The organism is Streptomyces sp. NBC_00667 (genome assembly GCF_036226825.1).
Taxonomy (GTDB): domain Bacteria; phylum Actinomycetota; class Actinomycetes; order Streptomycetales; family Streptomycetaceae; genus Streptomyces.
In genome coordinates, this window is record NZ_CP109022.1 from 242,056 (window position 1) to 264,403 (window position 22,348).

25 protein-coding genes and 3 pseudogenes are annotated in these 22,348 nt (G+C 69.4%); 9 read left to right on the forward strand and 19 right to left on the reverse strand.

Annotated features, from left to right (window positions below; genetic code table 11):
• Positions 1-97 precede the first annotated feature (97 nt).
• Positions 98-589: an Asp23/Gls24 family envelope stress response protein gene (locus OHA81_RS01125; protein WP_329191815.1), complete on the reverse strand. Its 492-nt coding sequence runs from the start codon at positions 587-589 to the stop codon at positions 98-100.
• A gap of 216 nt (positions 590-805) precedes the next feature.
• Here OHA81_RS01125 and OHA81_RS01130 point away from each other — a divergent pair, with 216 nt between their 5' ends.
• From OHA81_RS01130 to OHA81_RS01140, 3 genes are read left to right on the forward strand one after another with little or no spacing between them, the layout of a single operon-like run.
• Positions 806-1,417 (forward strand): RNA polymerase sigma factor, encoded by a 612-nt coding sequence (locus OHA81_RS01130; RefSeq protein WP_443056395.1) that lies wholly within the window; start codon positions 806-808, stop codon positions 1,415-1,417.
• The gene (locus tag OHA81_RS01135) at positions 1,408-2,076 is read left to right on the forward strand and encodes a hypothetical protein (RefSeq protein ID WP_329191817.1); all 669 of its coding nucleotides are present in this window, start codon (positions 1,408-1,410) and stop codon (positions 2,074-2,076) included. Before OHA81_RS01130 ends, OHA81_RS01135 begins: the two co-directional genes overlap by 10 nt.
• 10 nt (positions 2,077-2,086) lie before the next feature.
• A complete protein-coding gene (locus tag OHA81_RS01140; RefSeq protein ID WP_329191819.1) occupies positions 2,087-2,449 on the forward strand; it encodes a hypothetical protein in 363 nt (120 codons plus the stop codon).
• A gap of 952 nt (positions 2,450-3,401) precedes the next feature.
• On the opposite strand, the gene OHA81_RS01145 is transcribed toward OHA81_RS01140, so the two are convergent.
• Positions 3,402-3,878: a hypothetical protein gene (locus OHA81_RS01145; protein WP_329191821.1), complete on the reverse strand. Its 477-nt coding sequence runs from the start codon at positions 3,876-3,878 to the stop codon at positions 3,402-3,404.
• Positions 3,879-4,306: 428 nt separating this feature from the next.
• On the opposite strand from OHA81_RS01145, the gene OHA81_RS01150 reads away from it, so the two are divergent.
• Positions 4,307-4,756: a hypothetical protein gene (locus OHA81_RS01150; protein ID WP_329202655.1), complete on the forward strand. Its 450-nt coding sequence runs from the start codon at positions 4,307-4,309 to the stop codon at positions 4,754-4,756.
• On the opposite strand, the pseudogene OHA81_RS01155 reads toward OHA81_RS01150, so the two are convergent.
• Positions 4,686-4,954, reverse strand: a pseudogene (locus tag OHA81_RS01155) (ATP-binding protein); the annotation flags it as partial. The gene OHA81_RS01150 and the pseudogene OHA81_RS01155 sit on opposite strands and share 71 nt — an antisense overlap.
• A 434-nt stretch (positions 4,955-5,388) precedes the next feature.
• Between OHA81_RS01155 and OHA81_RS01160 the strand changes: the two are divergent.
• Positions 5,389-6,123, forward strand: coding sequence for a dienelactone hydrolase family protein (locus OHA81_RS01160; RefSeq protein ID WP_329191823.1), 735 nt, complete (start codon positions 5,389-5,391; stop codon positions 6,121-6,123).
• Positions 6,124-6,694: 571 nt separating this feature from the next.
• Here the strand turns inward: OHA81_RS01160 and OHA81_RS01165 are convergent.
• The 5 genes from OHA81_RS01165 to OHA81_RS01185 all read right to left on the reverse strand — a co-directional run bounded on the left by OHA81_RS01165 (position 6,695) and on the right by OHA81_RS01185 (position 10,907).
• Positions 6,695-7,219 (reverse strand): peptidylprolyl isomerase, encoded by a 525-nt coding sequence (locus OHA81_RS01165; protein WP_329191825.1) that lies wholly within the window; start codon positions 7,217-7,219, stop codon positions 6,695-6,697.
• A gap of 470 nt (positions 7,220-7,689) precedes the next feature.
• Positions 7,690-8,436 carry a hypothetical protein gene (locus OHA81_RS01170; RefSeq protein ID WP_329191827.1) on the reverse strand — a complete coding sequence of 249 codons (747 nt, stop codon included), beginning with the start codon at positions 8,434-8,436 and terminating at the stop codon, positions 7,690-7,692.
• A 159-nt stretch (positions 8,437-8,595) separates the two neighbouring features.
• Positions 8,596-9,180: a hypothetical protein gene (locus OHA81_RS01175; RefSeq protein ID WP_329191829.1), complete on the reverse strand. Its 585-nt coding sequence runs from the start codon at positions 9,178-9,180 to the stop codon at positions 8,596-8,598.
• A gap of 188 nt (positions 9,181-9,368) precedes the next feature.
• Positions 9,369-9,890 (reverse strand): hypothetical protein, encoded by a 522-nt coding sequence (locus OHA81_RS01180; protein WP_329191831.1) that lies wholly within the window; start codon positions 9,888-9,890, stop codon positions 9,369-9,371.
• 648 nt (positions 9,891-10,538) lie between these two features.
• A complete protein-coding gene (locus tag OHA81_RS01185; protein WP_329191833.1) occupies positions 10,539-10,907 on the reverse strand; it encodes a hypothetical protein in 369 nt (122 codons plus the stop codon).
• Between the two features lie 910 nt (positions 10,908-11,817).
• On the opposite strand from OHA81_RS01185, the pseudogene OHA81_RS01190 reads away from it, so the two are divergent.
• Positions 11,818-11,997: pseudogene (locus OHA81_RS01190) on the forward strand (TetR/AcrR family transcriptional regulator); the annotation flags it as partial.
• Between the two features lie 31 nt (positions 11,998-12,028).
• On the opposite strand, the gene OHA81_RS01195 reads toward OHA81_RS01190, so the two are convergent.
• Together OHA81_RS01195 and OHA81_RS01200 are read right to left on the reverse strand one after the other, a co-directional pair.
• Positions 12,029-12,586, reverse strand: a complete 558-nt coding sequence (locus OHA81_RS01195; RefSeq protein ID WP_329191835.1) for a GNAT family N-acetyltransferase — start codon at positions 12,584-12,586, stop codon at positions 12,029-12,031.
• Positions 12,587-12,886: 300 nt separating this feature from the next.
• Positions 12,887-13,570 carry a GNAT family N-acetyltransferase gene (locus OHA81_RS01200; protein WP_329191837.1) on the reverse strand — a complete coding sequence of 228 codons (684 nt, stop codon included), beginning with the start codon at positions 13,568-13,570 and terminating at the stop codon, positions 12,887-12,889.
• A gap of 87 nt (positions 13,571-13,657) precedes the next feature.
• Here OHA81_RS01200 and OHA81_RS01205 point away from each other — a divergent pair, with 87 nt between their 5' ends.
• Both OHA81_RS01205 and OHA81_RS01210 read left to right on the forward strand, forming a co-directional pair.
• Positions 13,658-14,233: a hypothetical protein gene (locus OHA81_RS01205; protein WP_329191840.1), complete on the forward strand. Its 576-nt coding sequence runs from the start codon at positions 13,658-13,660 to the stop codon at positions 14,231-14,233.
• A gap of 74 nt (positions 14,234-14,307) precedes the next feature.
• Positions 14,308-14,676, forward strand: a complete 369-nt coding sequence (locus OHA81_RS01210) for a hypothetical protein (protein WP_329191842.1) — start codon at positions 14,308-14,310, stop codon at positions 14,674-14,676.
• 308 nt (positions 14,677-14,984) lie between these two features.
• Here the strand turns inward: OHA81_RS01210 and OHA81_RS01215 are convergent, their stop codons facing one another.
• The 9 genes and pseudogenes from OHA81_RS01215 to OHA81_RS01255 all read right to left on the reverse strand — a co-directional run bounded on the left by OHA81_RS01215 (position 14,985) and on the right by OHA81_RS01255 (position 20,346).
• The gene (locus OHA81_RS01215) at positions 14,985-15,764 is read right to left on the reverse strand and encodes an SDR family NAD(P)-dependent oxidoreductase (RefSeq protein WP_329191844.1); all 780 of its coding nucleotides are present in this window, start codon (positions 15,762-15,764) and stop codon (positions 14,985-14,987) included.
• 413 nt (positions 15,765-16,177) lie between these two features.
• Positions 16,178-16,708, reverse strand: a complete 531-nt coding sequence (locus OHA81_RS01220) for a GNAT family N-acetyltransferase (RefSeq protein ID WP_329191845.1) — start codon at positions 16,706-16,708, stop codon at positions 16,178-16,180.
• Positions 16,709-17,049: 341 nt separating this feature from the next.
• Positions 17,050-17,325: pseudogene (locus tag OHA81_RS01225) on the reverse strand (YnfA family protein); the annotation flags it as partial.
• Positions 17,326-17,384: 59 nt separating this feature from the next.
• Positions 17,385-17,699: a hypothetical protein gene (locus OHA81_RS01230; protein ID WP_329191848.1), complete on the reverse strand. Its 315-nt coding sequence runs from the start codon at positions 17,697-17,699 to the stop codon at positions 17,385-17,387.
• On the reverse strand, positions 17,680-18,126 hold the full coding sequence (locus tag OHA81_RS01235; RefSeq protein WP_329191850.1) for a MerR family transcriptional regulator: 447 nt from the start codon (positions 18,124-18,126) through the stop codon (positions 17,680-17,682). Before OHA81_RS01235 ends, OHA81_RS01230 begins: the two co-directional genes overlap by 20 nt.
• A complete protein-coding gene (locus tag OHA81_RS01240; protein ID WP_329191852.1) occupies positions 18,123-18,458 on the reverse strand; it encodes a hypothetical protein in 336 nt (111 codons plus the stop codon). The genes OHA81_RS01235 and OHA81_RS01240 overlap by 4 nt, the downstream gene beginning before the upstream one ends.
• A 249-nt stretch (positions 18,459-18,707) precedes the next feature.
• Positions 18,708-19,460, reverse strand: a complete 753-nt coding sequence (locus OHA81_RS01245) for a DNA alkylation repair protein (protein WP_329191853.1) — start codon at positions 19,458-19,460, stop codon at positions 18,708-18,710.
• Positions 19,457-19,876: a hypothetical protein gene (locus OHA81_RS01250; RefSeq protein ID WP_329191854.1), complete on the reverse strand. Its 420-nt coding sequence runs from the start codon at positions 19,874-19,876 to the stop codon at positions 19,457-19,459. Before OHA81_RS01250 ends, OHA81_RS01245 begins: the two co-directional genes overlap by 4 nt.
• An 11-nt stretch (positions 19,877-19,887) precedes the next feature.
• On the reverse strand, positions 19,888-20,346 hold the full coding sequence (locus OHA81_RS01255) for a MarR family winged helix-turn-helix transcriptional regulator (protein ID WP_329191855.1): 459 nt from the start codon (positions 20,344-20,346) through the stop codon (positions 19,888-19,890).
• Positions 20,347-20,839: 493 nt separating this feature from the next.
• On the opposite strand from OHA81_RS01255, the gene OHA81_RS01260 reads away from it, so the two are divergent.
• The gene (locus tag OHA81_RS01260; RefSeq protein WP_329191856.1) at positions 20,840-21,841 is read left to right on the forward strand and encodes a pentapeptide repeat-containing protein; all 1,002 of its coding nucleotides are present in this window, start codon (positions 20,840-20,842) and stop codon (positions 21,839-21,841) included.
• The last annotated feature ends 507 nt before the right edge of the window (positions 21,842-22,348 follow it).

The window sequence follows — 22,348 nt, forward strand, 5'->3', positions numbered from 1 at the left end:
CACTCACCTGCCCTTTCGCAATAACGTGCTTCTGCCGTGTCGGGACCGCTCGCCCGCTGATCGCGACCGGGTCGTTCGTTCGCGGATCGCGTGGGGGTCACTGCACGCGCGTCGCCGCGGTTTCCTCGTCCTCGTCTTCCTCGTCGGGCAGGTGGACGTCATCGACGGTGATGTTCACCTCCACGACTTCCAGGCCGGTCATGCGTTCCACGGCCGAGATGACGTTGAGGCGGACTTCGCCGGCGAGGTCCACGATGGCCACCCCGTACTCCACGACGACGTCCAGGTCGACGGCCGCCTGCCGTTCACCCACTTCCACCTTCACGCCACGGCTGACGCTGCTGCGTCCGCCGGGAACCATGTCCTTCACGGCGCCGATGGTGCGGGCCATACCCGCGCCGAGACTGTGGATGCCTGGAATCTCGCGGGTTGCCATTCCTACGATCTTCTCGACCACACTGTCCGATATGGTCGTCCGGCCCCGAGACTGGGGCGCCGTGCCGGCGCCGACCTGACCGGTCGGGGCCTTGGCCGTAAGACCCGACCCGGGCTCTCCCCCACCGGCGGCGGGGTTGATGGTGTCCGACATGAGGAACCTCCCCAGGTTTCCCGTCCGGGCACCGGTGTGGTGCCCTCCATCACGTTGGACACGCTGCGCGCACATTCCTCACACGGCATCCACGCCGAAAGCCGCATATCATCAGAAATCGGCAGGAGATCGCAAAAGCCCTTCACGAAGGAGAGGGCGATGCACCACCCGTCCCGGCCCCCACCCCCGCCACCCCCGCGCGGGCCCGCTCTCCCCTTGCGGCCCACCCCACAGCCGGAAGCCGGAATCACGGCAGGTCGAGGGTCTTCGACAGGGCAGGATCTCCATGCCGACCTTCCTGACGGCCTGCTGACCGTACGTGCCGGGGAAGGAGACGAGGACGCCTTCGCGGTTCTGGTCCGTCGGCACGGCGGCCGACTGCTGGCCCTCGCGCAGCGCCTGCTCGGCAGCCCGACGGACGCCGAGGACGCCGTGCAAGACGCCTTCATCAGCGCGTGGCGACAGCTGCCCGAATTCCACCAGCATGCCTCTTTCGGCACCTGGATGTACCGTATCGTCACTAACCGCTGTCTCAACATGAAACGTGTGCGACGCCCGTTGTCCCTGGACACACTTCCCGAGCCCGCTGCCGCCGACCCCGGCAGCTCGCCGCCACGAGTCGCCGAGTCGGAGGCCGCCGCAGCCGCCCTGTCACGCGCCCTCTTGGAACTCGGCCCGGAGCTGCGGGTGTGCTGGGTCCTGCGGGAACTGCACGGTCTGTCCTATGCGGAGATCGCCCACGTGGTGGGGAGCAGTGAACAGACAGTGCGCGGCAGGCTCTTTCGCGCACGACGCGCCTTGATGGAGGCGATGCGCCCATGGCGCTAGACGACCCGCACCCCACCTCTGGCAACGCCCCCGGACCCCTGGACCGCGCGGGGTCGAAGGCACGCCCGGACACAGATGCCGACCCGGCCTTCGGTAGTGAACGCCTTCCCTGCGGACGCCCGCTTGCCCGTGCCTGGGAACAGGCCCGCGATCCCGCCGCCGCAGCAGCCGACCCGCACACCACCGGCTGCACCTTCTGCCGAGAGGCCGTCGAAGCGCTGACAGCCCTGGACCGGGCCACTCGCGCTCTGCGCGCCGAGGAACGCCCCGACGTCCGCACCCTCGGCGATCGGATCATCAACGCCGTGCGGGCCGAGACACGGCTGGGCCCCATGCTGCTGCTCGACGACCCCGACCGAAATCTGCGCATCGCCGAAAGGACTGCGGCAAAGGTGCTGCGCCGGGCAGCCGACAGCATCCCCGGAGCCCGGGCCGCCAGCTGCCGTTTCACGCCCCTGCAAGAGGGCGACACCTTGCACACCGTCTCCATGACAATCGCCGCCGCCCTCGACGATCCTTTGCCGGAACTGGCCGAAGAGGTCCGCCAAGCCGTGCTGGGTGCGGCTGACCACCTCCTCGGTCTCGCCGTCGCGACCGTTGACTTGACCATCAACGCCGTACTGGAATCCCCCACCCGACCGGTGGAAGGCAACCCGTGAGAAACGAAACATGAGCACCGCTCCCCGCCAGGACATCCGACTGGCAGCAGCCCATGCAGCCCTCGCCGTACCCGGAGTGGCAGCGCTGCAGCCCGCCCTCGCCGACCGCCTTACCTTCGCCGCCTCCCGTTCCAGGCACGAGTCGACTACCGGAATCGCTGCCTCCCGCGAGACGGGCGGTATTCGCTGTGAAGCCACCGAGGCAGGGGGCTGGCTCGTGGAAGTGCGCTGCGTCCTGCACTCCGACCGCCGCATCGTCGACGTGGCCCGGCAAGTACGTGATCACGTAAGAGCGGCGGTCACGGCCCATCTCGCCCGCCACAGCACCACTGAACCTCTGACCGTCGTGGTGACGGTCACCAGCACCGTGTGAGCCCGGACCTGTACTCCATCGCTACGGCTGTAGTCCTCCGGCTGTTCGATGACCTCCCGTCACCTGGACCGCCTGCGGGCTCGGGGGGCGGGCGGACAGTGCCCTGGTCAGGCCAGGCCGTCAGCGCCAGACGGTGTTCCAGTCCTGGGTCGGGGTCCCGGTGTCCATGTCCACGTTGGACAGGAAACCGACCAGGAAGAGGACCACCACGATCAGCACGAGCACCGCCACCCAGAAGTGGTCCTCGGGCCCTGGACGATGAGGGCTATGCGGGCGATCCGGGCGCCCACCGCCCCCTCGCCACCCCGACCCCCGGCACCGCCGTCTTCGTCGGCCACCGCACACCCCCTCCTACCGGCTCATGGCACCGCGCCGCACCTCCGGCGTCAACCCTCCCGCACCGGCCAGAAGCGCCGCACCCCGCGCGGTGGCCGGCCACTGCGGGGAGAACGATGGTGCCGATGACAGGAGTTGGTCCCCGTGGCATCCGCCGTCGGAGCCGGCACCGGCGACACCGGCGCCGCGGGGTGTGCCCGAGGAACGGTGCAGTGGCTCACCGTGCGAGCCCCGATGAACCCACGTCGGCCCGGGCGCGCCATGACCACCCCCGCGCAGGGTGTGCGGTCCTGCACGACGGGGCAGCTCGCCGGCGTTCGGGCGCAAGGGCCACGTCCACGAGCGAGCGGACCGGCCCCGTCAATGCACGGCAGCACGTCGCACAACTTCGACAGTGCGTTGCGCCGGGAGAGCCCCCGCCGCCGCCCGCGGCGCCGCCATCCGACGACAACTCCTCGAACTTCCCGCCCCCGTTGTGGCGGGCGTCCTCGGCTACCACGACAAGACCACCAGCCGCATCCTCAAGAACACCGGCGGAACGGGGAGCCACGCGGCTGGAGATCACACACGAGCACCAGCAGGTTGGATCCCTCGGGCAACCGACCAAGGTTGCTGACTACGACGGCCAGATGACGACTCCCTCACGCACAACCAGCGGCTCTACCTGGCGTGATTCGTAGAACCGGGTCCACCCCAGGTCCACGCTGCCGTCGAAGCGCCGGCGACGGTCGTCGGCCTTGGCCGCAAGCCAGCCGAGCAGCCTACCTGTGAGGGCGAACTGGTCGGGGTGAATCTCCTGCCGGCTGGTCAGAGCCCACGCTCCGAACGAGGTGCGCTCTCGGCGAAGGAGAACCGAGACGAGCGCGCCATCCACCTCGAACGCCTCGCCATGCTGACCCAGAAGAGGCTGAGGGTGGTCCTCGACGACGAGTACCCCGTCATCATCCTCGTCCACGAACGGAAACTCCGTCACGATACGGAGGATCTCCGGCTTGGGGCCCAGCCCGAGGTGCCATCGGAGCTCGGCGAGCTCGTCCTCGGACAACTCGTCGCGTAGATCCAGCGTGAGCATGAGCTCCAAGATGTCAGCCATAACCGCACACGCTAGCGCCCACCTCTGACCGTCCCCTTTCTCGAGCTGCGGACGGCCCCCCAGATCGCGGTGAACGTGACACCCTCTCAGGGGTGTCCGGGGTCGGCGGCCGCCAGGTGCTTGCTGACCGGGCGGGCCGCCTCCGGGCGCAGCCGTACGGGTCGGCCGACCGCGCGGAGCCGGCCTGTCTGGTCGTGGCGGCCGAGGACGAGGAGCTGCGGGCGGGTGAGGGTGCCGGTGACGGCGCCGACGACCGCAGGGGGCGCTTGGCGCCGGCGGTCATACCGCTCCGGATGATCTACGCGATGCGATCTGTCTGGCCTGGGTGAGTCGCTTCCACTGTCTGGCGCAGCGTCGCCTGTGACGCCTGGTCAGATGTCGATGGTGTGCGCGATCGGAGGGCGCGGGGTCTGCTTCATAATCCAGCTGTGGACATATCCGATGAGGGACAGCCGCTCGATCCCGTTTGGTTTGAGATCAACAACAACGTGTGTGGCAGCCTGGCAGGGGCTCCAAGTGCCTCGCTGGTGGCCGGGAAGTTCGTCGGTGCTGGTTGGAGCGCCCGATCGGCTTCGTGGGAGTCATATGAGGTCGAGACCAGCTGGTGCCGCATCGAGGTCGACCCGACCGACGGGGACACCCTCCTGAACGGGGTTGTCGATCCTCAGCGGTTCGAGCATCTCGCAGCGCTGCTGACCCGGTTCGGCCTGCGGTTCAAACTTGAGCTCTATCACGATGATGGGGAACTGCTGCGGAAGATCGAAGCTGGAGCCCCGTCAGCGCCTCAGGACACAATTGCCAAGCCACTCAGCCGACTGCTCGCTCAGCTTGGCCTCTGGTCGAGGCGAGGTCGCAGGACTCGGTTCCGGGCTGGATGATGTTGCGCCGAAGATGAGCCTGTCGACGATGGCCGCGCAGATCCGGGAGTCTGTGAAGGTCTTCGTCCACCCGCCCAACGATACGTTCAAGGCAATCGCCACGCTGTTCTTCTCATCGGCGGTCTCGACGAGCTCGTTCACGGGTTTCTTGGCGAGGGTGTAGCGCACACGGTGGCCCTTCATCGCGGCCGCGGAGCCGCCAGTCACACAACGAACAAGCCCCACACTTATCCCGCCTGACCGACGCACGACCACGTATCAGGCGACCCCCGTACAACCGCAGAGTGCCCGGGTGGCGCAGCGCGTGGGTGTCGGCAGCGCGGTTGCCGGCTTTGGCGGAGGGCCACGGACTCCGCAGATTCCCTGTCAGGTTCTGTGTGTGGCGAGCCGTAGTGCTTGAGGTGCGCTGGGGCTGATGATGCTGGCTTCGTCCTGTTCCGTGGTCTACGTTGTGGGCATGACTACCGGGACGGCATCGCGCCACACACGGATTGGTGACCCGGTGCGCCTCTGAGCACCGTGCGGGATGGTCTGGTCCCGCTGGCCGATCGAGGAACTTGCGCTGCTGCGCGAGCTCCGCCTCCGTCGTGTTTGATCAAGGGTTCGCCACATCAACCACGACAGGAGCATCCATGCCCACCAAGACCCTGCAGATTCCCACCGCGGACGGCCAGGCCGACGCCTTCGCCGCCTTCCCCGACCACGGCACGCATTACCCAGGGGTGCTGATGTACGCGGACGGTTTCGGCATTCGGCCCGTGATACGGGAGTTGGCCCGCGAGCTGGCCGGGCACGGGTACTACGTGCTCGTCCCCAACCACTTCTACCGGCACGGCCCGACACCGGTAATCGAGCTTCCCCAACACATCGGAGAGCAGGACCGCCCTCAGATCATGGCCCAGCTGATGCCCTTGATCCAGGCGCACACAGCCGAACGTGTCCGCAGCGACGCCGACGCCTACCTCGACTTCCTCACCGCCCAGCCCGAGGTCGGCGCCGGCCCGGTCGCGGTGACCGGCTACTGCATCGGCGGGCTCCTGGCGATGCGCACCGCCGCTGCCCATCCCGGCCGGGTAGCCGCCGCCGCCTCGTTCCACGGCCCCGTGGGCGCCGACGGGCCCGACCTCTTCTTGAGGGTCACCGCCCAGGTCCATCTCGGCCATGCCGAAGGCGACCTGACGCCCGAGGCCCTCGGGGAGCTCAACCAGGCCCTGGACGCCGCAGGTGTCCGCTACACCTCCGAGATCTATCCCCACACCGTCCACGGCTTCACCATGTCCGACACCGACGCTTTCAGCGCCGCCGGGCTCAGGCACCACTGGGACCGCCTGCTCCCCCTCCTCGACCACGCCCTGTCCAGCCGCTGAGGCCGCGGTCCGCCAGCCGGGCCGCCACCGAACCAGCCCCGTCACACGACCCTCAACACACAGATACACCCGGGAACACCGAGTACAACGCAACTAGGGTCACCCCCGCCGTGGTGCTTGTCATCCACCTCCCACCTCCACCGACCCGGACGGGGACAGCCACCCCAAGGCGGCCGGCGATCTGGTCGGAATCGGCTCCGCGGACGCCGAGGCGGCTGCTGGCGCCTGGTCCGGGCGGAGGAGCACCTGCCGGTCGAGCAGGACCGGCAGATCCGTTCGGGGTCCCGGCTGGCTGTTCCTGCCCACCAGCTCCATGGCCCGGCATCTGGCTCTGCGCCGTCGCGGACTCCGGCCCCGGCAGGGAGCCGGGACCGGACGGTGGTGCGATGTCCAGGGGCGGCACCGTACGAAGTCCACTGGTTGCACCTGGGGCGCTTCGCGTAGTGCGGGCACAAGGTCCGGAGCTCTCCGCTTCCGCACCCAGAAGCTTCACCGGGCCGGCGTAGTCCGCCCGGGGCGGCCACAGGCGGACTAGGCACGCTTATCGAGGACGTGGCCGGGCCGCGGTGCGTCAGTGCTGGTAGGAGGGCCGGACGCGGAGCAGCTCAGTCCGCAGCACGGGTGCGCCGTCGACCGGCGCCGGGTTCTCCGCGGTCGGCTCGATGCCTCCGGCGGCGACTTTGTCGAGTGTCGTCAGGCCGTCGGTGCCGACCGTGCCGAACACCGTGTAGTTCGGTCGCAGCGCGGAGTCGCCGTAAACGACGAAGAACTGCGAACCGTTCGTGTGGGGACCGGCGTTGGCCATCGCCAGCAGGCCGCGCCCATAGAGACGGCGCGCGCCGGTCGGATCGGTTGGTGCCGGCGGCAGGTCGACCGGCAGCTCGTCCTTGTACTTGTATCCGGGGCCGCCCTCACCGGTACCGGTCGGGTCGCCACACTGCAGGACCTTCAGTGTCGGGTACGCCGTCAGACGGTGGCACACCGTACGGTCGTAGAACCCGTGCCGTGCCAGGTGCAGGAAACTCTGGACCGTGCACGGCGCCTTGGCCCGGTCCAAGTGCAGCGGGAGCGGGCCCTGGCTGGTCGGAACAGCCATGTCAACCGTGCCACGGCTGGGGGTGCGCCGCGGGTCAGGCGCCAGCGGAACAGGGCGCGCCGGCGGCTCGTCCGGGGTCTGCGTGTACTGGCAAGGGCCGTGTGTGGTGCGCGGCGGTGCTCCGTCGGAAGCAGTGGCGACACTCCCCCCGGCCACGACTAACCCCACGGCCGCGAATACGCTGATCAGTGCTCGGTTCATCTCGCACGCCCTCCCGATGATCGCCAGGTCCGTCCTGGAGCGGTCGCAGTCTAGGGCGTGGGTCTGGTCCGCGGGAATGGTCAACGGCAGGAGGCTCACGCGGCCGTCCCCGAGGTCCTCGCACTCCAGTTGACGTCCCTCCTCGACCGAACCACTGCCGGTGCAGGCGACGGCCGCACCACCGACTCCAGACCGCCCTCACGCGACTCCGCCAGCCGCTTCCATGCCGTCCGAACCGTCGCACCGTCGCACCGTCAGCCACTGGGCGCTCAGCTCCACTTGTGACTGCTCGGCCCGAACTCCCGTGGACTGCCGAGCCAGTCCATAAGCGGCGCGCCGGGAGTGTCACCCCGCATGCCGTCCACCGTGCGCGGATCAACCGCCGTGATCTCCCGCGCCAGACGCTCGGCCTGGAGGAGCGGATCCTCGTCGGTCACCGGTCGTACGAGCCCGATGCGCCCCAGGGAACGCCAGGCACCACCGGGTTGGAGCGCATAGGTCCGCAGAGCGAGGCGAATCTCGTCGAGGCTCCCGGGGGTCGCCCACACCTGGTCGACTTCACAAGTCCAGGTGTCGAGCCACGTGGCGCGGGCGCGCAGGATGCCCTCCAGTTCCCGGGCGACGGCCGCGGAGGGCCACTCCCAGCCACGGTCCCGGGTGGCCCGTGCCACCTCGGCGTCGTACTGCCCGGCATCAAAGCGATATTCGTAAGAGGAAGTGTCTTCGGGCTCCTTACACGCCCACACCACCGTGTCGCCCTCGCGCCGCATGACGACATCGAGCGCGGAGCGGCAACAGCACCACGCCGCCATTTCCACTTCGTGGGGCACCTCCCCCACCGCGAAGGGCCCATCCGGCAGCAGCCATCTGAGAGCGTCACCGCAGACCGCCCCGTAGTAGTCGTGCTCGATGAAGTCCGAGCCGTCGATCAGCGGGCGGACTTCGGGGTTGTCGTGACGGTCCCGCGGATCCGAAGGGATCACATCGATACCGAAGACGTTCAAATGCGTACGCATGCACCCAGCCTGAGCCCGCACCGGGCGGGTTGTCACACCGTTTTCCCCTCGTCCCCGGCCCGGCCGGGAGGACGCGGGCACCCGGGCAGAGTTCCACCAGCCCGGCTTCCCCGGTGCCGGGCTCGATGGATCGGGTCGCCATGGATTCGTCCCCTGGGCTCAGACGTCGAATGTCCAGAACAGCCCGACCTCGGTGTCGGAGACGATGACCAGGCCGGCGTCCTCCAAGTAGAAGGTCATCGGGGTGTAGCCCCAGTGGGACGCCCCGAAGTCCAGCGTGCCGTTCTTGCCCGCGCCGACGGTGACGTTGGTGTAGCAGGTGAACGTGTCCCCGTAGCGGGCGAGGATGATGCGGGCCATGTCCTGCAGCTCGTCGAAGCTCTCGGTGAACCGTTCGAGGTTCCGTAGGGTGCAGCCGCCATCGGTGAGGGCGAGGAGGAGGGTCTCGGCGCTCGCACGGTCGATCTCGTGCAACCGTTCCCCGACGTCGGCCGGGGTGAGCCGACGCTGGGGATCGGCCTTGTAGGGCGGGCGGAAGGGGAAGGCGGGCCCTCCCGCCGCTCGCTCGGCAGCGGTGTCGTCCAACCCGACCCAGCCGCGCGGGTCGGGGACGGCGCGTTCCATGACGGCGACCACGTCAGCCCGCCAGTCCTCGTGCTTGCGCGGGCCGGTGGCGCTGAACGTGAACGCGTCCTCGTACAGGTGCCGTACCGCCGCTTCCCAGGACGCCTGGTCGATGGACATGTGCGAAAAGCCTTTCTCACTTGCTGGGCATGGCCGTCATGACAGCGAACGGGTGATTTGCGGCTGCTGCCGCCGCGAACCGCGCGGTGGCTCGTATGGCCTTGTTCACGGATTTCGGCTCTGACGCAACGGGAGGCACCAGATGATCCGACCTCCTTGGGGTCGCCGCGCACCGTCCACACCGCCAGTCACGGTCCTTCCGCCAACCGTTGGATCGTCCTCCAGCGCGGGGCGTCGTCATCAGGGATGTCCGGAGACGCGAAGTGAAAAGGCACGCGAAGGTGGCCGGCCAGCGCCCGGCCGGCCTCGGCGGCGGCAGCACCAGGAAGAGGGCCGCCAGAGCGGTGGTAGACGGTCGCCAGATGACCCTCCCCTTCCGGGGCGTCCAGGACCGCGACCAGGAGCACGAACCAGTCGTGCACTGTATCGCCGTCCCAGAGCGCCTCAACCGCCGCCACACGGCCAGGGAGAGCCGCGGCACGGACTGCGAGCGAGGGGAGGTCCAACGGATCAGGAGGTGTGCGCTGCACGCGGTCGCCCAGGGCCTCGTATCGCGCGTGGACCACTCGCTCCGCTTCGTGCAGGCCCACCCCCAGCGGGCGCAGCGCCTCCCAGACGGACCTGACCGCCGACAGCCGGCGGTCGCGCAACACATCGGCATCGACCTCTCGGCAGGTCCGTTCCTCCAGGTAGGCCCACCAGCCGCTCACTGGGCCACCAGCCGGGATCTCAGGGTGCGCGTCACAGGTTCGAAAGTACGTCAGGGACCGGGGCCCACCCAAGCCACCCCCTTGTGGCCCTCGCGAAGCAGTGCTCCGTCGGCTTAGGTACCTCGCAGAGGTGGCCGAAGTACTCCGTTTTCGCCGTTCCTGCGGGCACCGCCAGCAGGAAGGCCAGACACCCCGGGAGAGGGTGCCGTTGGTGCAGCCCCGGCGAGCCTGTGTACGAAGCTGGGGATCCACGGTCGGAGGACGGCTCTCTTGACCCAGTTGACCCGCTCAGGCGCAGCCGACCGCTGCACCTGGCTCGTTCTGGCCACATACGCCCAACTCCACCTCGCCGCCCCCTCGCGCGGGACCTGCGCCGCCCCTGGGAACGACCGGCGGAACTTCGGGCCGGCTGGGTTTCGGTGCACGGACTGGTGTGCCCGTTTTCCCGTACAGGTTGACCCTGGCCGCCCTTCTGAATCCAAGAATCGGCGACCAGCTTCCCGCTACGGCGCCGGACGCATCCTCGCCACCGGCGAGTCCTACACCCGGCCCGCACACCACAAGGGCTGTCCGGCCGGGATCGCTGCCTCTGGTCACAGCACGGCGCCCCGCCCCCGAAGACAGGGGTGGGGCGCGGGTCAGGAGCTGTTAGCGGTTGGCACAGATCGCGTACACCGAGATCCCGACGTTGTCCCGGATGGAGTCTCGTCCGAGGCCGATCCAGCCCTCTCCGTCCTCCGTCGGGAACGACCCGAGGAGGACCGCGTCCTCGCCCTGCGCCTCCGCGCCGCCGCCAATGGCAACCTTCCCCGGCGGACAGAACACCGTACGCCGTTCGAAGTTCGGCACGTTCGTATTCGGCAGCTTCACCAGTTGGTAGCCGTCGACCGATGCAGCCGCGGGGGCTGCTTTCGGCTTGGCCGGCGCCTGGCTGTCTGACGCGTGCGCTGCCCAGCCGACGCCTGACACCAGGGCCACCGCCAGCGCGGCCGCCCCGAGAGTCTTGAAGCCTCGCATCCTGCTCCTTCACGTTCGGTGAGGCCCCGCCGACCGGGACCTCATCGCCGACCGCCATCCTGCCCACCCAAATAGCCCAGACCATATCTCACGGGGCTAAACACCCGGATGTGAGGAACCGGGAGCGCACGGACACTCCGACCGCTTGTGGGTGCCCCTCACTCCCCCGGTCACGCCACAGCAGCGCTTGCCTGTGGAGACCTTCCTCTGAGGGCGACTCCTCGCTGACACTGTCCGTGAAGATGTCTCTCCAGGTCGCGCGGGCCGGCACGCTGATACATGACCTGATGCCTGCGCGACGACCTGTCTGACGCTGCCTCTGACGCACCGCGGGATGCATGCTCCTCGTCGCCGCACTGGAGGTCGGTCGCGCGTACTGGACGACGGTCCTGGACGCAGTCGGCTGGAGCCCGGAGCCGACCTGGCCTCCGTAACTACGTACCAACTCAGCGACACGGAAGACCGGTTGATCGCCGCCGCGCAGGCGAAGGGGGGCATCCGGAGGTCCTGGTGGTGATGGACGCCGGCTACGACGCCGCGCGCATCGAACTCCTGATCGGCGACCTGCCGGTGCAGGTCCTCGGCCCGCCTTCACGGATCGGTCACGGAGACCGTTCCGCGAACAGAATTCCGAGGTGTGAGCGCCGAGGGTGCTATGAGATTACTTGTGCGCAGATGACTTGATAGTGCGCTGGTGGCTGGTCTTCGCCGTCCGGCGGACTGCACGCTGATGCCTTGACGAGCAACGTCGGTTCAACGCCAGGGCTCATGGTGGGACTCAGCCCGCACGGTCGGGGACTCGTGCAAGGCGATCGCGATCTCGTGGCAGGGACGGTACTTCTCCCATCCGCTCCCCTCGTCGGACAGGGCGTTCAGGAACGCCTCGGGAGGAGGAGCGAGCGGCGGCTCGCCCCCCGATCCGGCACTGGCGGAGTGCTTCCCGCGCATCGCCGAGCCGGCAAGAGCGGCCGCGGGCGACGCGGGGTCGGTGGTGGGCGCCGGCTGCGACGACCAGTTCGAGTTCGAGTTCGCGCTGGACCCGCTGCTGGACGGCTTCGAGCGGCTCCGCGCGGCGGGCTGGACCTCGGCCGCTGGACACCGCCCAGGGGCCGGGCCGCCGGTCAGAACACCGCGGCGGTCGCGACGGCATGGTAGGTGCGGCCCGCGGCGATGTAGTCGCCCAGCGGGGTCATACCGAAGGCTTCCACGTGGACGCGCCAGGAGGGCGTGTTGCCCGCTTCGATGAAGGCGACCAGGGCCTCGGCGCGGCCCGCCGACGTCTCGACGGCCTTTTCGAACAGGCCCCGGGCCACCCCCTGCCCGCGGAAGGCGGCGTCGACCACCACCGGCCCGTACAGCAGCCACGGCACCTCGTCCAGGGGACGGCCCCGCCAGGCGAGGGCGGACTGAGCCCGGAGCAGTCCGGTGACCGCGGCCGGCGGGTCGGCCATGTCGGCGGCCACCGACAGCGCGAGCAGCCCGGCAATGCCGCCCTCCCCGTCGTCGGCCACGAGCAGCTCGCCGGCGGCGGCCATGTCGCGCAGAGTGGCGGCGTCAAACGTGCCCTGTACGAAGCCCTGCGCGGTGCGCTGCTGCTCGGTCAGGGCATCGTGGTGGTTGGCGGCGAAGAGCCGAGCCAGGGCGACTGCGTCGGCCTCGGTGGCGTATCGGTAGCGCATGCGCCGATGCTGCCACGGCGGTCGGGGCGCGGGTCCGCGCCGCGGCCCGGGATGTCACCTGCCGGGAGCTGCCGGCGACACCCGGCCAACCGGCACATCAGTCCCCGCATCTCCCGCCTCCTCCAGCGAACCGCGATCCGTCGAGAGCGGCCCACAAGTGGGTGCGATGGCAGTCTGGCGGTTGCACCTCAAGCCACGGCGATGCCGTCAATTCTCCGCGGCATTCACGGGCCGGTCGACCGGCGACTGCCGTGCGCCATGCGCCATGCGCAAGGGCGGATCGGCCGGCGTGAGCCAGTCCTACCGGTCGGAGGGAACCATCGGCCGCCGGGCGATCACGACGTCGGCTTCGTGGCGCCAGCCGAGGGCGGAGTAGAGGCGCTGGCCTTCCTCACTGGCGATGAGAAGACCGGTACGGGCGCCTTGAGCCACGGCGGCCTCCACCAGAGCGCTCATCATGGCGCGACCCAGGCCGCGACGCCGGTGTGCCGCATCCGTCTCGATGCGATCGGCGATCGCATCGGCGCCGACCACGGCGATGGTGCCACGCGCCGCCACCTCTCCGGAGGAGTCATGGAGGGAGACGACCGTGACTGGTCCCTCCGTGCGGACCTCGCGCGCGTAGGGCGCGGCGGGCGCGTGCTGAGGGTGCTTGGTCAGATCGGTCGTCATGAACCACTCGGAGCGGTGGAGCAACTCCAGTCCGGCGGCGCCTACGACGGCTTCGACGGCGCCTGGGCGCAGCGTAGGTACGGTGAGCCAAGTGCTCTGCCTCGCGGCGGCGACGGCTGCCGCCAGCCGTGGCAAGGACTCGGGTTCTTCGTCCGCACGCAGCGCGAACACCTCGACCTCGCGGCCGGGTTGGTCGCATTGGGACCGCAGGCCGTCTCCGGCGGACTCGACCGGCTGGGCCTCGGGCAGGGAGCGAGCGACGGTCCAGCCGTTCACCCAGCGTCGTATCAGCTCTGATTCGATCTCCGTCATCCGGCGATTAGAGCACGACCGCCACCGGTGCACGGGCGAATAGCCGTCCCCCGTCGTTCGCTGCTGCCGGACGACGCCGCCCTCCCTTTGCCGGTCGGTCTGCAACCGGCGTGGGTAGAAGCACGGAAAAGGCCGCCCGGCCGTGGCCGCGGGGCCGGCTGCGAGTGCGACGGTGCACTGCTGGGCCAGGAGAGCGGCGACGGCCCGGTCGACGCCGACGCCCTGGCGGTGCGCGGCGGTCAGGAGCCCGGCTACGTCGGCACTTACGCTGTTCGTTGTTCTCGAGCTCTGATCCACTTCCTGTGGAGGCTCGCGGACAGTGATGTCAGTGGTGTGTGGTGGGATGGCCGGACGACTGCACCGTGGATCTTCTGGGAGCCCTTCGTGACGTCCCTGTACCCGTCCCTGACTCACGCCTTGGCCGAGGCCTTGGTCGACGTCCTGTGGTTTGTCGACGGCAGCGAAGACGAGCAGATGGATCCGGACGACGCGGTCAAGGTTCTGGAGGGCGTCGCGCACGTGGTCAGCACGCTGTCGAATGATCAACAACAGGAGCTGATCGCCCTGATCGGCGAGATGGCAGCCGCCGAGACCAACCCGGCTCGCCGCACGTTCCTGGAAGAGTTCCCAGAGGGCTTCGGGCTCATCGACGATGCGTCTTGAACGGCTCAGCTTGCCGTACAAGACAGGCACCAGACCGCGTCACGGCGGTCGGCCCTGCACCCAGACTCATCACCATGAACCCGACGATGTTGGATAGCGGCATGGTGAGACGCAAGCAGGAGAAGAAGAAGCGGCCCGCTTGGGGCATTCCGAGGGGGATCGTCCTGTTGGCGACGCCGGAGGGCTGGCGCACCAGCGTCCTCACCGAAAGCGGAATGCTCCGCGGACGGCTGGACGTGCCGCTCAACACCGACCCGCAAGACGCGCGGGCCGCTGCGGCGGTGATGGTGACGGAACTCGCGCGCGACTTCCACGACACCGATGTGGCGGTGAGCTGGGAGCCGCCCCAGGAGCCTTGGTCATGGACCGCGCAAGTCACCCTCGCTGCCGAAAACGACCCACCTTCGCCGGCGCCGAAGGTTGAACGACCGGCTTCGGAGTAGGGCAGGACCCGCTTACGGAGGAGTGCGAAGCCTGCGCGGCCGAACATCTGGCGTTTCAGCAGCCTGATCCGGTTGACTCACCGTTAACATGTACACGCCCGCCGCCGGTTGCGCGCAGGGGGGCCTGGCCGTACGGCCCTCGGCCATCGTCGGGGTCGTCCGGGGAGCGAAATCCTGGAATGGTGGCCTCGGCGCGGTCCAGGCGGGACGCCGTGTCGAGGTGGACCTCGCCGAACGGGTGGTCGAATCGGCGCGACGAGAGGCCGGACGCCGCCGTGCTCGATCTGATGCCGATCTCAGAGTTGGGCTCAGTGAACGGAGAACCCGCCGTCGACGAAGATTGCCTGCCCGGTGACGTAGCCGGAGGCGCGGCTGGCCAGGAACACCGCGGCTCCGGCGAAGTCCTCGGCCAGGCCGTTGCGCCCGACCATCGTGCGCGCGGCCAGCGCCGCCGCCTTCCCGGGGTCGGACGACAACCGCGCATTGAGCGGGGTCATGACGAAGCCGGGTACCAGCGTGTTGCAGGTGACGCCGTGTGGCGACCACGCCTCAGCCTGAGAGCGGGCCAGCGACTCCAGCGCCCCCTTGGAGACCCCGTAGGCACCGCTCTGGACGAACGCCCGGTGCGCCTGCTGGGAGGTGATGTGGATGATCCGCCCGAAGCCCCGCTCGGCCATGCCGGGCCCGAACCGCTGGCCCAACAAGTAGGGCGCCTCCAGGTTCACCGCCATCGTGGCGTCCCACACGTCCTCGCCCAGCTCGCCCATCGGCGGCCGCAGGTTGATCCCGGCGCTGTTGACGAGAACGTCGGGCTCGCCGAACACCTCGGTGGCCTGCTCCGCCGCGGCGCGTACCCCTTCACGGGCGCTCAGGTCGGCGCTCACCCAGGCCGCGCGGCAGCCGTCCGCCGCCAGCTCGTCGACCGTGGCGGTCAGTTCCGACTCCTTGCGCGCCACGATCACCACGCTCGCCCCCGCTCGCGCGAGAGCCCCGGCGATGGCTCGGCCGATGCCGGAACTGCCGCCCGTCACCACGGCGACCCGGCCGTCCAGTGAGAACAGTTCGGAGAGGTAGCTAGACGAGGTCATACCCGCACCCTAGGCGGCGCGTCCGCGGCGGCATCGCCCGGGGCGGAACGTGGCGCGGGGAGATCGACTGAGCGGGTGTGGCCATCCCCTCACGACTTGGTCCGCGACTGAGGTTTGGCCATGCTGGCCTGACGGGTCGGCTGGTGGTTGTTCAGCAGGCGGCCGGGCGAGCACGAGCTCGGTGCTCGGCTTGCGTCGGGCCGACACGGGCCTCCCGCTGCCGCTCGGCACCACGCCGCTCCGACTCGCGCCGTGCTCGCCACAAATCGGCCAACTCGAAGAACCCTCGCGGCCACCCCCACGTCACGGCTGCCCGCCGATGAACAATGGGTGGCTCTTCTGCGGGAACTGTCCGAGCTGGGAACTTCCCTGCAGAAGACCCAAGTACAGCCGACGAAGCACCGGCCCGAGCATCAGGGCCTCAGCAATCCGCCCACCCACCAGTCGTGCGGCTTGCCGTCGTTGGCGATGCTGCGATTGCGCAGTGTCCCTTCGATGGTGAAGCCAAGCTTCTCGGCGACGGCACGCGAGCCGGTGTTCCCGGCCATGGCCCACCACTCGATGCGGTGGACGTCGAGCGTGGCCCAGCCCCAGTCACACAGGGCCCGAGCGGCCTCCACCGAGTACCCGCGTCCGCGCTGCTCCTTGACCGCCCAGTATCCGAGCTCCCAGACGCCGCGGCTGATGAGGGTCAGGCAGTACGAGCCGACCAGGGCGCCGGTGTCCTTGCGGAACGCGCCGAGGGTGTAGTCCCTGTCCTCGGCCCACTGGGCGGGCAGCGTCTCGCCGACGAGCTTCTCCGCATCCGTACGGCGGTACGGCACCGGCACCGGGGTGTACAACTGGATGTCCTCGTCCTGGCAGGCTTCGTACACCGCATCCACGTCGGCAGGTGTGAAGGCCCGCAGCACCAGACGGCCGGTCTCAAGAGTCACTGGATCCACCGCGGCAGTATGACCACCTTCAACGAGCGGCGAACAGCGAATATCCGGACCGAGCCGTAAGCATCAGGTGCGGCGGCGATCTGGCACGCGGGAAAGGCCGACTTCGGACGGTACGGTCCGGGCCGCCTCCACCGTGCCGCGGCCCGGCAAGCCGGCGCGCGAACCCCCGCCTCGTACGCCGTCTTCGATCTCCCGGCCCCCCCATACCTCGGCGACGTCAGAGGCCGCCGGTACACCGAGCGGCGTCGGCTGCTCCCTGAACTCCTCGAGGATTCGGGGCCCCCGCTACAGGTCGTGCCAACCACGGATGAGAGCCGCCACGCGCTCGCGCGGAGATCCCTGCGGGGCGCGTACATGATCACGGTTGTCCCGGCGACGCAGACCAGGGCGCCGATGACGTCGTAGCGGTCGGGGCGGTAACCGTCGGCGACCATGGCCCAGGCGATCAACCCGGCCGCGAAGATCCCGCCGTACGCGGCGAGGTTGCGGCCGAACTCGTTGTCGGACTGGAAGGTGGCCACGACCCCGTAGAGGCCGAGGGCGACGACGCCTGCGCCGATCCAGACCCCCGCCCTTGTGCTCCCCGATTCCTGCCAGACCTGCCAGGCGCCGCCGATCTCGCAGAGGGCGGCGACGACGAAGACGAGGGAACGAGCGACAGTCGTATCGGCTGACCCTACCGGCGGCCCGCGCCGCTGGTCTTCAACGGGTCGGCCGGCCTCTGGCAGCTGCACCCGCCCTCATTTGCGGTCTTCGGCGGGCAGGAGCAGGAGCGGCGGCGCCGGCCGAACCACCAGGTTCCGGCGGCGAGTACGGCCAGGACGACGGCGAGGGCGGGTAGCCAGCCCACCACCGCCCCGGCCCCGGCACCGACGACCCCGGCTGTGATCAGGACGGGCAGCGCGCAGCACGCCACACAGGCCAGCGCGGCAAGTCCCCCGAGGGCCTTCGGGGCGCGCTGGGGGCGGTGGTCAGCAGCAGGGGCCGGCATGTCGGTTCTCCTGGGCGAGGTCGGGGAAGGGGATCGGGCAGCACGTGCTGGACGCGCACACGGTCAGGTCGTCGCAGCCCGCCTCGACGGCGGCTGCCAGGGCCGTGCGGATGGTGGTGAGGTCGGCGATCTTCGCGTCCACCTCGGCGAGCTTGGCCGCGGCGCGGTCCTGGAGCCCGGCCACGGGGCGGCCGTGGCGATGGCGGCCGGTCTCCAGGAGCTCGGCGACCTCCTCCAGGGTGAAGCCGAGCCGCTGAGCGGCCTTGATCACCCGCAGCGTGGTCACCGCGTCCTCGGCGTAGAGGCGGTGGCCGCCGTTGCTGCGTTCCGGCTCGGCCAGCAGGCCGCGCCGCTCGTAGTAGCGCAGCGTCTGGATGTTCACTCCGGCCGCCTCGGCGACCCGCCCGCTGCGCAGGCCCGCGCTCACCGTGACTCCCCGGCGGCAGCGGCCCGGGCGGCGAGTGAGTCCAGCGCCGGCTCGTGCACCTGGTCGACGCAGATGTCCAGCCGGATCAGGTCCTGACCGGGGGTGGTGGTGAACGTGAAGAAGGAGCAGCAGCCGCTCTCGCGTGCAACCAGGTCACGGACCCGGTCCTCCACGCCTTCTCCGCCCGCCAGGTCAAGGCGAAGGTGGAGCGGCTGGGGCCTCGACAGCGAGGTCAGCTGCTCGGCGAACAGCGCGTCCCACTCGGCGACCCGCAGGGGCCGCTCCTCGGTGGGCAGGGTGCAGGACTGCGGCACCCACGAAAGATCACTCATCGCGCTCACTCCCGTCATCAGTCCCCGGTGGCGGGGACACCTCCGACGGTAAACCTGTACCTGGGTATCGGTTGCAAGCCTTCACGCCGACGGATCAGCGCCGGCCGCCACGGAGACCGTCACGCGGCGACAGCATCGGCGTCCTGCCCGATCACGTCGCGTACGGCCTCCGGATATCTCCGAGCTGTCACCGCCTACCGGCACACCCCGGGGACACCCGAGCGGGGCTGAACCGGGTTGCGGGAGGAGTCAGTTGCCGTCGACGCGGCGGTAGGCGTCCAGCAGGCGGGTCCGGTCCGCGTCGCCGAGGCGGCGGACCGCTTCGCGCAAGGTGACGCCGGAGATGTGGTCGACGCGGGGTTCCACCCATGCGGTCACGAAGTGACTGTCGCGGCGGCTGGTCTCGCGCAGCACCCAGCCGATGGCCTTTCGAATGAAGAATTCGGGCTCTTCCAGCATGGCGTCCGCGTAGCGGCCCAGTCGCTTCAGGTCGGGCTCCCCGGCGCGGATGCCGGGAATCAGGGCGAGGAGGGCTGAGCGGCGGAGCCAGAAGTCTGCGTCGACGGCCCAGCGGTCGAGGGCGAGCCCGGCCGCTTCCTCGTGCTGGAGGGCGATCACGCCGGCCCCGTGGACGGCAAGGGTGTCCACCAGGGCCCAGGTGTGGGCGGTTCGCAGCATCGCTTCCACCGTCACGAGGTCAGCCGGGGTGAGGAGGGCTGCGTGGTGGGTGAGGAGGTGGACGGCTGCCTGGCGGTGCTCGTAGATGTTGCTGGTCCACAGCAGATCGGCCAGAGCCAGGGCGTCCGGTCGGGCGAGCGGTGGCAGGCGGCGGCGGGTGGCGTTGACGGCGCGGCGCAGATCCGGGATGGGGACGCCGAGGTGGACGAGGTCGCTGTGGAGGTAGTCGCGGTCCCAGGCAGCGCGCTGTGAGGTGCCGAGGCGGGCCAGCTGCTCGATGAGCTGGTTGGCCGCCTCGGCGAGTCGGGCGTGGGACAGGCTCACGCGCCGGTTTCCAGGATGCGCTTGAGGGTGGCGAGCTCGGTGTCGACGAGGGTGACCTGCTCGTCGAAGACGGTATCGGTGAGGGTCGGCGGCTGGAAGAACGTGATCATGAATTCGGCCCCGGCGCCGTTGGGCACGACGCGGGCCGGGACCTGCCAGGACGCCTGGTCGTCGACATAGTCGTGGTCGAGGATCCCGAGCTCGGCGTTGCCACGGATGCGGAGCCGGGCGGGACCCTGCGGGGTGGTCATCAGCCACCAGTCCGGCTCGGCGGTTGGCTCGATCGCCTGGACGTTGACGACCGCCCAGGCAGGCCAGTGGGACGCGTCGGCGAGGAAGGCGAAGACGTCGGCGACGGGGCGCTCGATGCTGACGGTCTTGGTGACCGCGCGTGCTGTGGTGGGGGTGGTGCTCACGAGGGTGCCTTTCACTGGGCCGGTGTGGGGGGCTCGGGGTGGGCTTCGCCGACGAGGCGGCGGATCCACTCCTCCAGCTGGCGGCGCTGAACCGGTTCCAGGCCGGCGAAGAAGTGGGCGTCGTTGCGGTCTGCGATCTCCGCGAGCCGGGGGGCCAGGTCGCGGCCGGCGTCGGTGAGTGCCAGCCGCAGGGTGCGGCGGGAGGTGGGGTCCGGTTCGCGGGTCATGAGCCCCTTGGCCACCAGACGGTCGACCAGGCGGGAGACCGCGCCGGGATCGATGTCCACGTACCGGGCCACCTCCCTGGTGGTGGCGGCGTCGCCCCGGTACACGGTGATCAGGACCGCCCACTGGGAGACGGTCACGCCGTGCTCGACGAGTTCTCGTTCGAACCGGCCGTGGACTTCGTCGGAGAGTCGGCGGAGCCAATAGCCGAGGTGGTCGCGCAAGCCGCTGGCGGAAGTGGTCACGCTTCAGCATGAATGACGCGGCAACTGTTGTCAAGACAACGATTGCCGCTCGCGTCTGTGCACCTGCGCGTCTGCCATCTATCGACCGATTTGGAGACACACCCTCTCGTCGCGTTCCCCGACCGGCTCGGCTGCTCCAAGCAGGAAGTACGTGCCCCAGCTCAAGGGCGGCCGCCTTGCGCTCGCCGACGCCCCCCGGAGGTCACGTTCCCTCACACCGCTTCCCTGGTGACCGTCGACGACCGCCGGACCCAGGGGAGACCGCAAGGACGAACGAGACCACCCAGCGGAGGGCGACTCGATCGGGGGCAGCGCGGTGTGGCGGCCGAACTGTTCCACCCCGGCGTGTGCCAATGATCAGATGACCGGGACGTCCCCCCTCGCCCGCCTCCGCCGGAACGCTTCCCGGCATGCCGCACGACGCCGCCTGCGCAACCGGCGTCGTAGTGCCGCGGGCGACGGATCCGACAGCGGTCGGGTCTCCCGTCTCTCCTTGCTGCTCCTGAGCCTGCCCGGGCTGGCAGCCGTGGCAGCGCTGCTGTTCACCTGGCTCCAGGTGAACCAGACCGGCAAGGAAGTGCGGATCGCCGAGGAGGGTCAGATCACCAACCGCTTCACCGCGGCCATCGGCAATCTGGGATCGGGCTCGATTGACGTCCGGCTGGGCGGGATCTACGCCCTGGAACGCATCATGAACGACTCTCCTCGCGACCAGGCGACCGTTGTGTCGGTGCTGTCCGCGTACGTTCGCCGACACGCCCCGGTCCCCACTGGCGCGCCGACGGCCGACATCAGCGCGGCAATGAACGTACTGGTGCGCCGCCGCCCGGAAAGCGACAAGGGGCTGGAACTGGACCTGAGCCGCACCGATCTACGGGGCTGGAAGCCTGCGCATCCGTACGAAGGGCGGGTCATCCACCTGCGAGGAACGATTTTCACGGGGGCAGACCTCAGCGATGCCCAACTCGGGGGCGCAGATCTCTCCGACGCCAGCCTGGAGAAGGCGAACCTCAGCCGGGCAGACCTTTCGATGGCGACCCTCACCAGGGTCGTCTTCGAGGAGGCACAGCTGCGGAACACGGCCTTCGACGGGGCCGATCTCACCGACGCCGACCTCTGCGGCTGGGGCATCAAGTGCCCGGACTTGGCGGGGGCAAGCTTTGCGGGTGCAGACCTGACCCGCGCCTCCTTTGTAGGGGCGGACCTCAGGAAGGCGACGATCTGCGCGGAAATGTTTCTGGCTCCCGTCGGAAGTACCAAGGAGCCGGAGGTCGTGCCCACGTGTGCCACTCTTCGGGACGTGCACCTCAGCGATGCGAACCTCTCAGGAGTGGACCTGGCGGGCACTGATCTGTCCCGGGCGGACCTCACCAATGCCGACTTGTCGAAGGCCAACCTCACCGATGCGAACCTCACCGGCGCCATCCTGAAGGGCACGAAGCTCAGCGGCGCCCAGCTCAAGGGAGCACGCGGCCTCCCGCCGCCCCTCCGGTAGAGCCAACCTGCATCGCAGGACCGGCTCGGACGCCCCATCCAGGACCTCCTCGCCATCGCGACCGGTCTGCCTATGCGCGGTTCGGCTTCCCCTCGCTGCACGAGGCGTTCGACACCACCGCGCCCTGCCGGCGCGCCGGCCCAGTAGGCCCCCCACCGCGTGTCTTCGGACAGGAGTCGCAGCGGCTCGACCAGTTGTTCGGCCTTCACGGGTAGCGCTCAAGATGAGCGGTGAGCACGCCCGCGATGTCGAATCGGTGATCGCCACGAATCATCGCCCTCCCTTCAGCCCAGTGAGGTTCCGTCAAGACCCATCGCTCGAAGGCCGGCCACCAAGCACCTACGCCGGTCAGCTCCACAAGGGTCATGGCGTACGGCACTTGCAAGCCTCGGGGACGCCGTGGTTCAGACCCAGTTCGCCTCGACCACCGGGCCGTCCGAGCGTCTGACTGCACGGATCGCCTCCTCGCACAGCATCGCGAGACAGCCTGAGTGTGGTGGGGCGGTG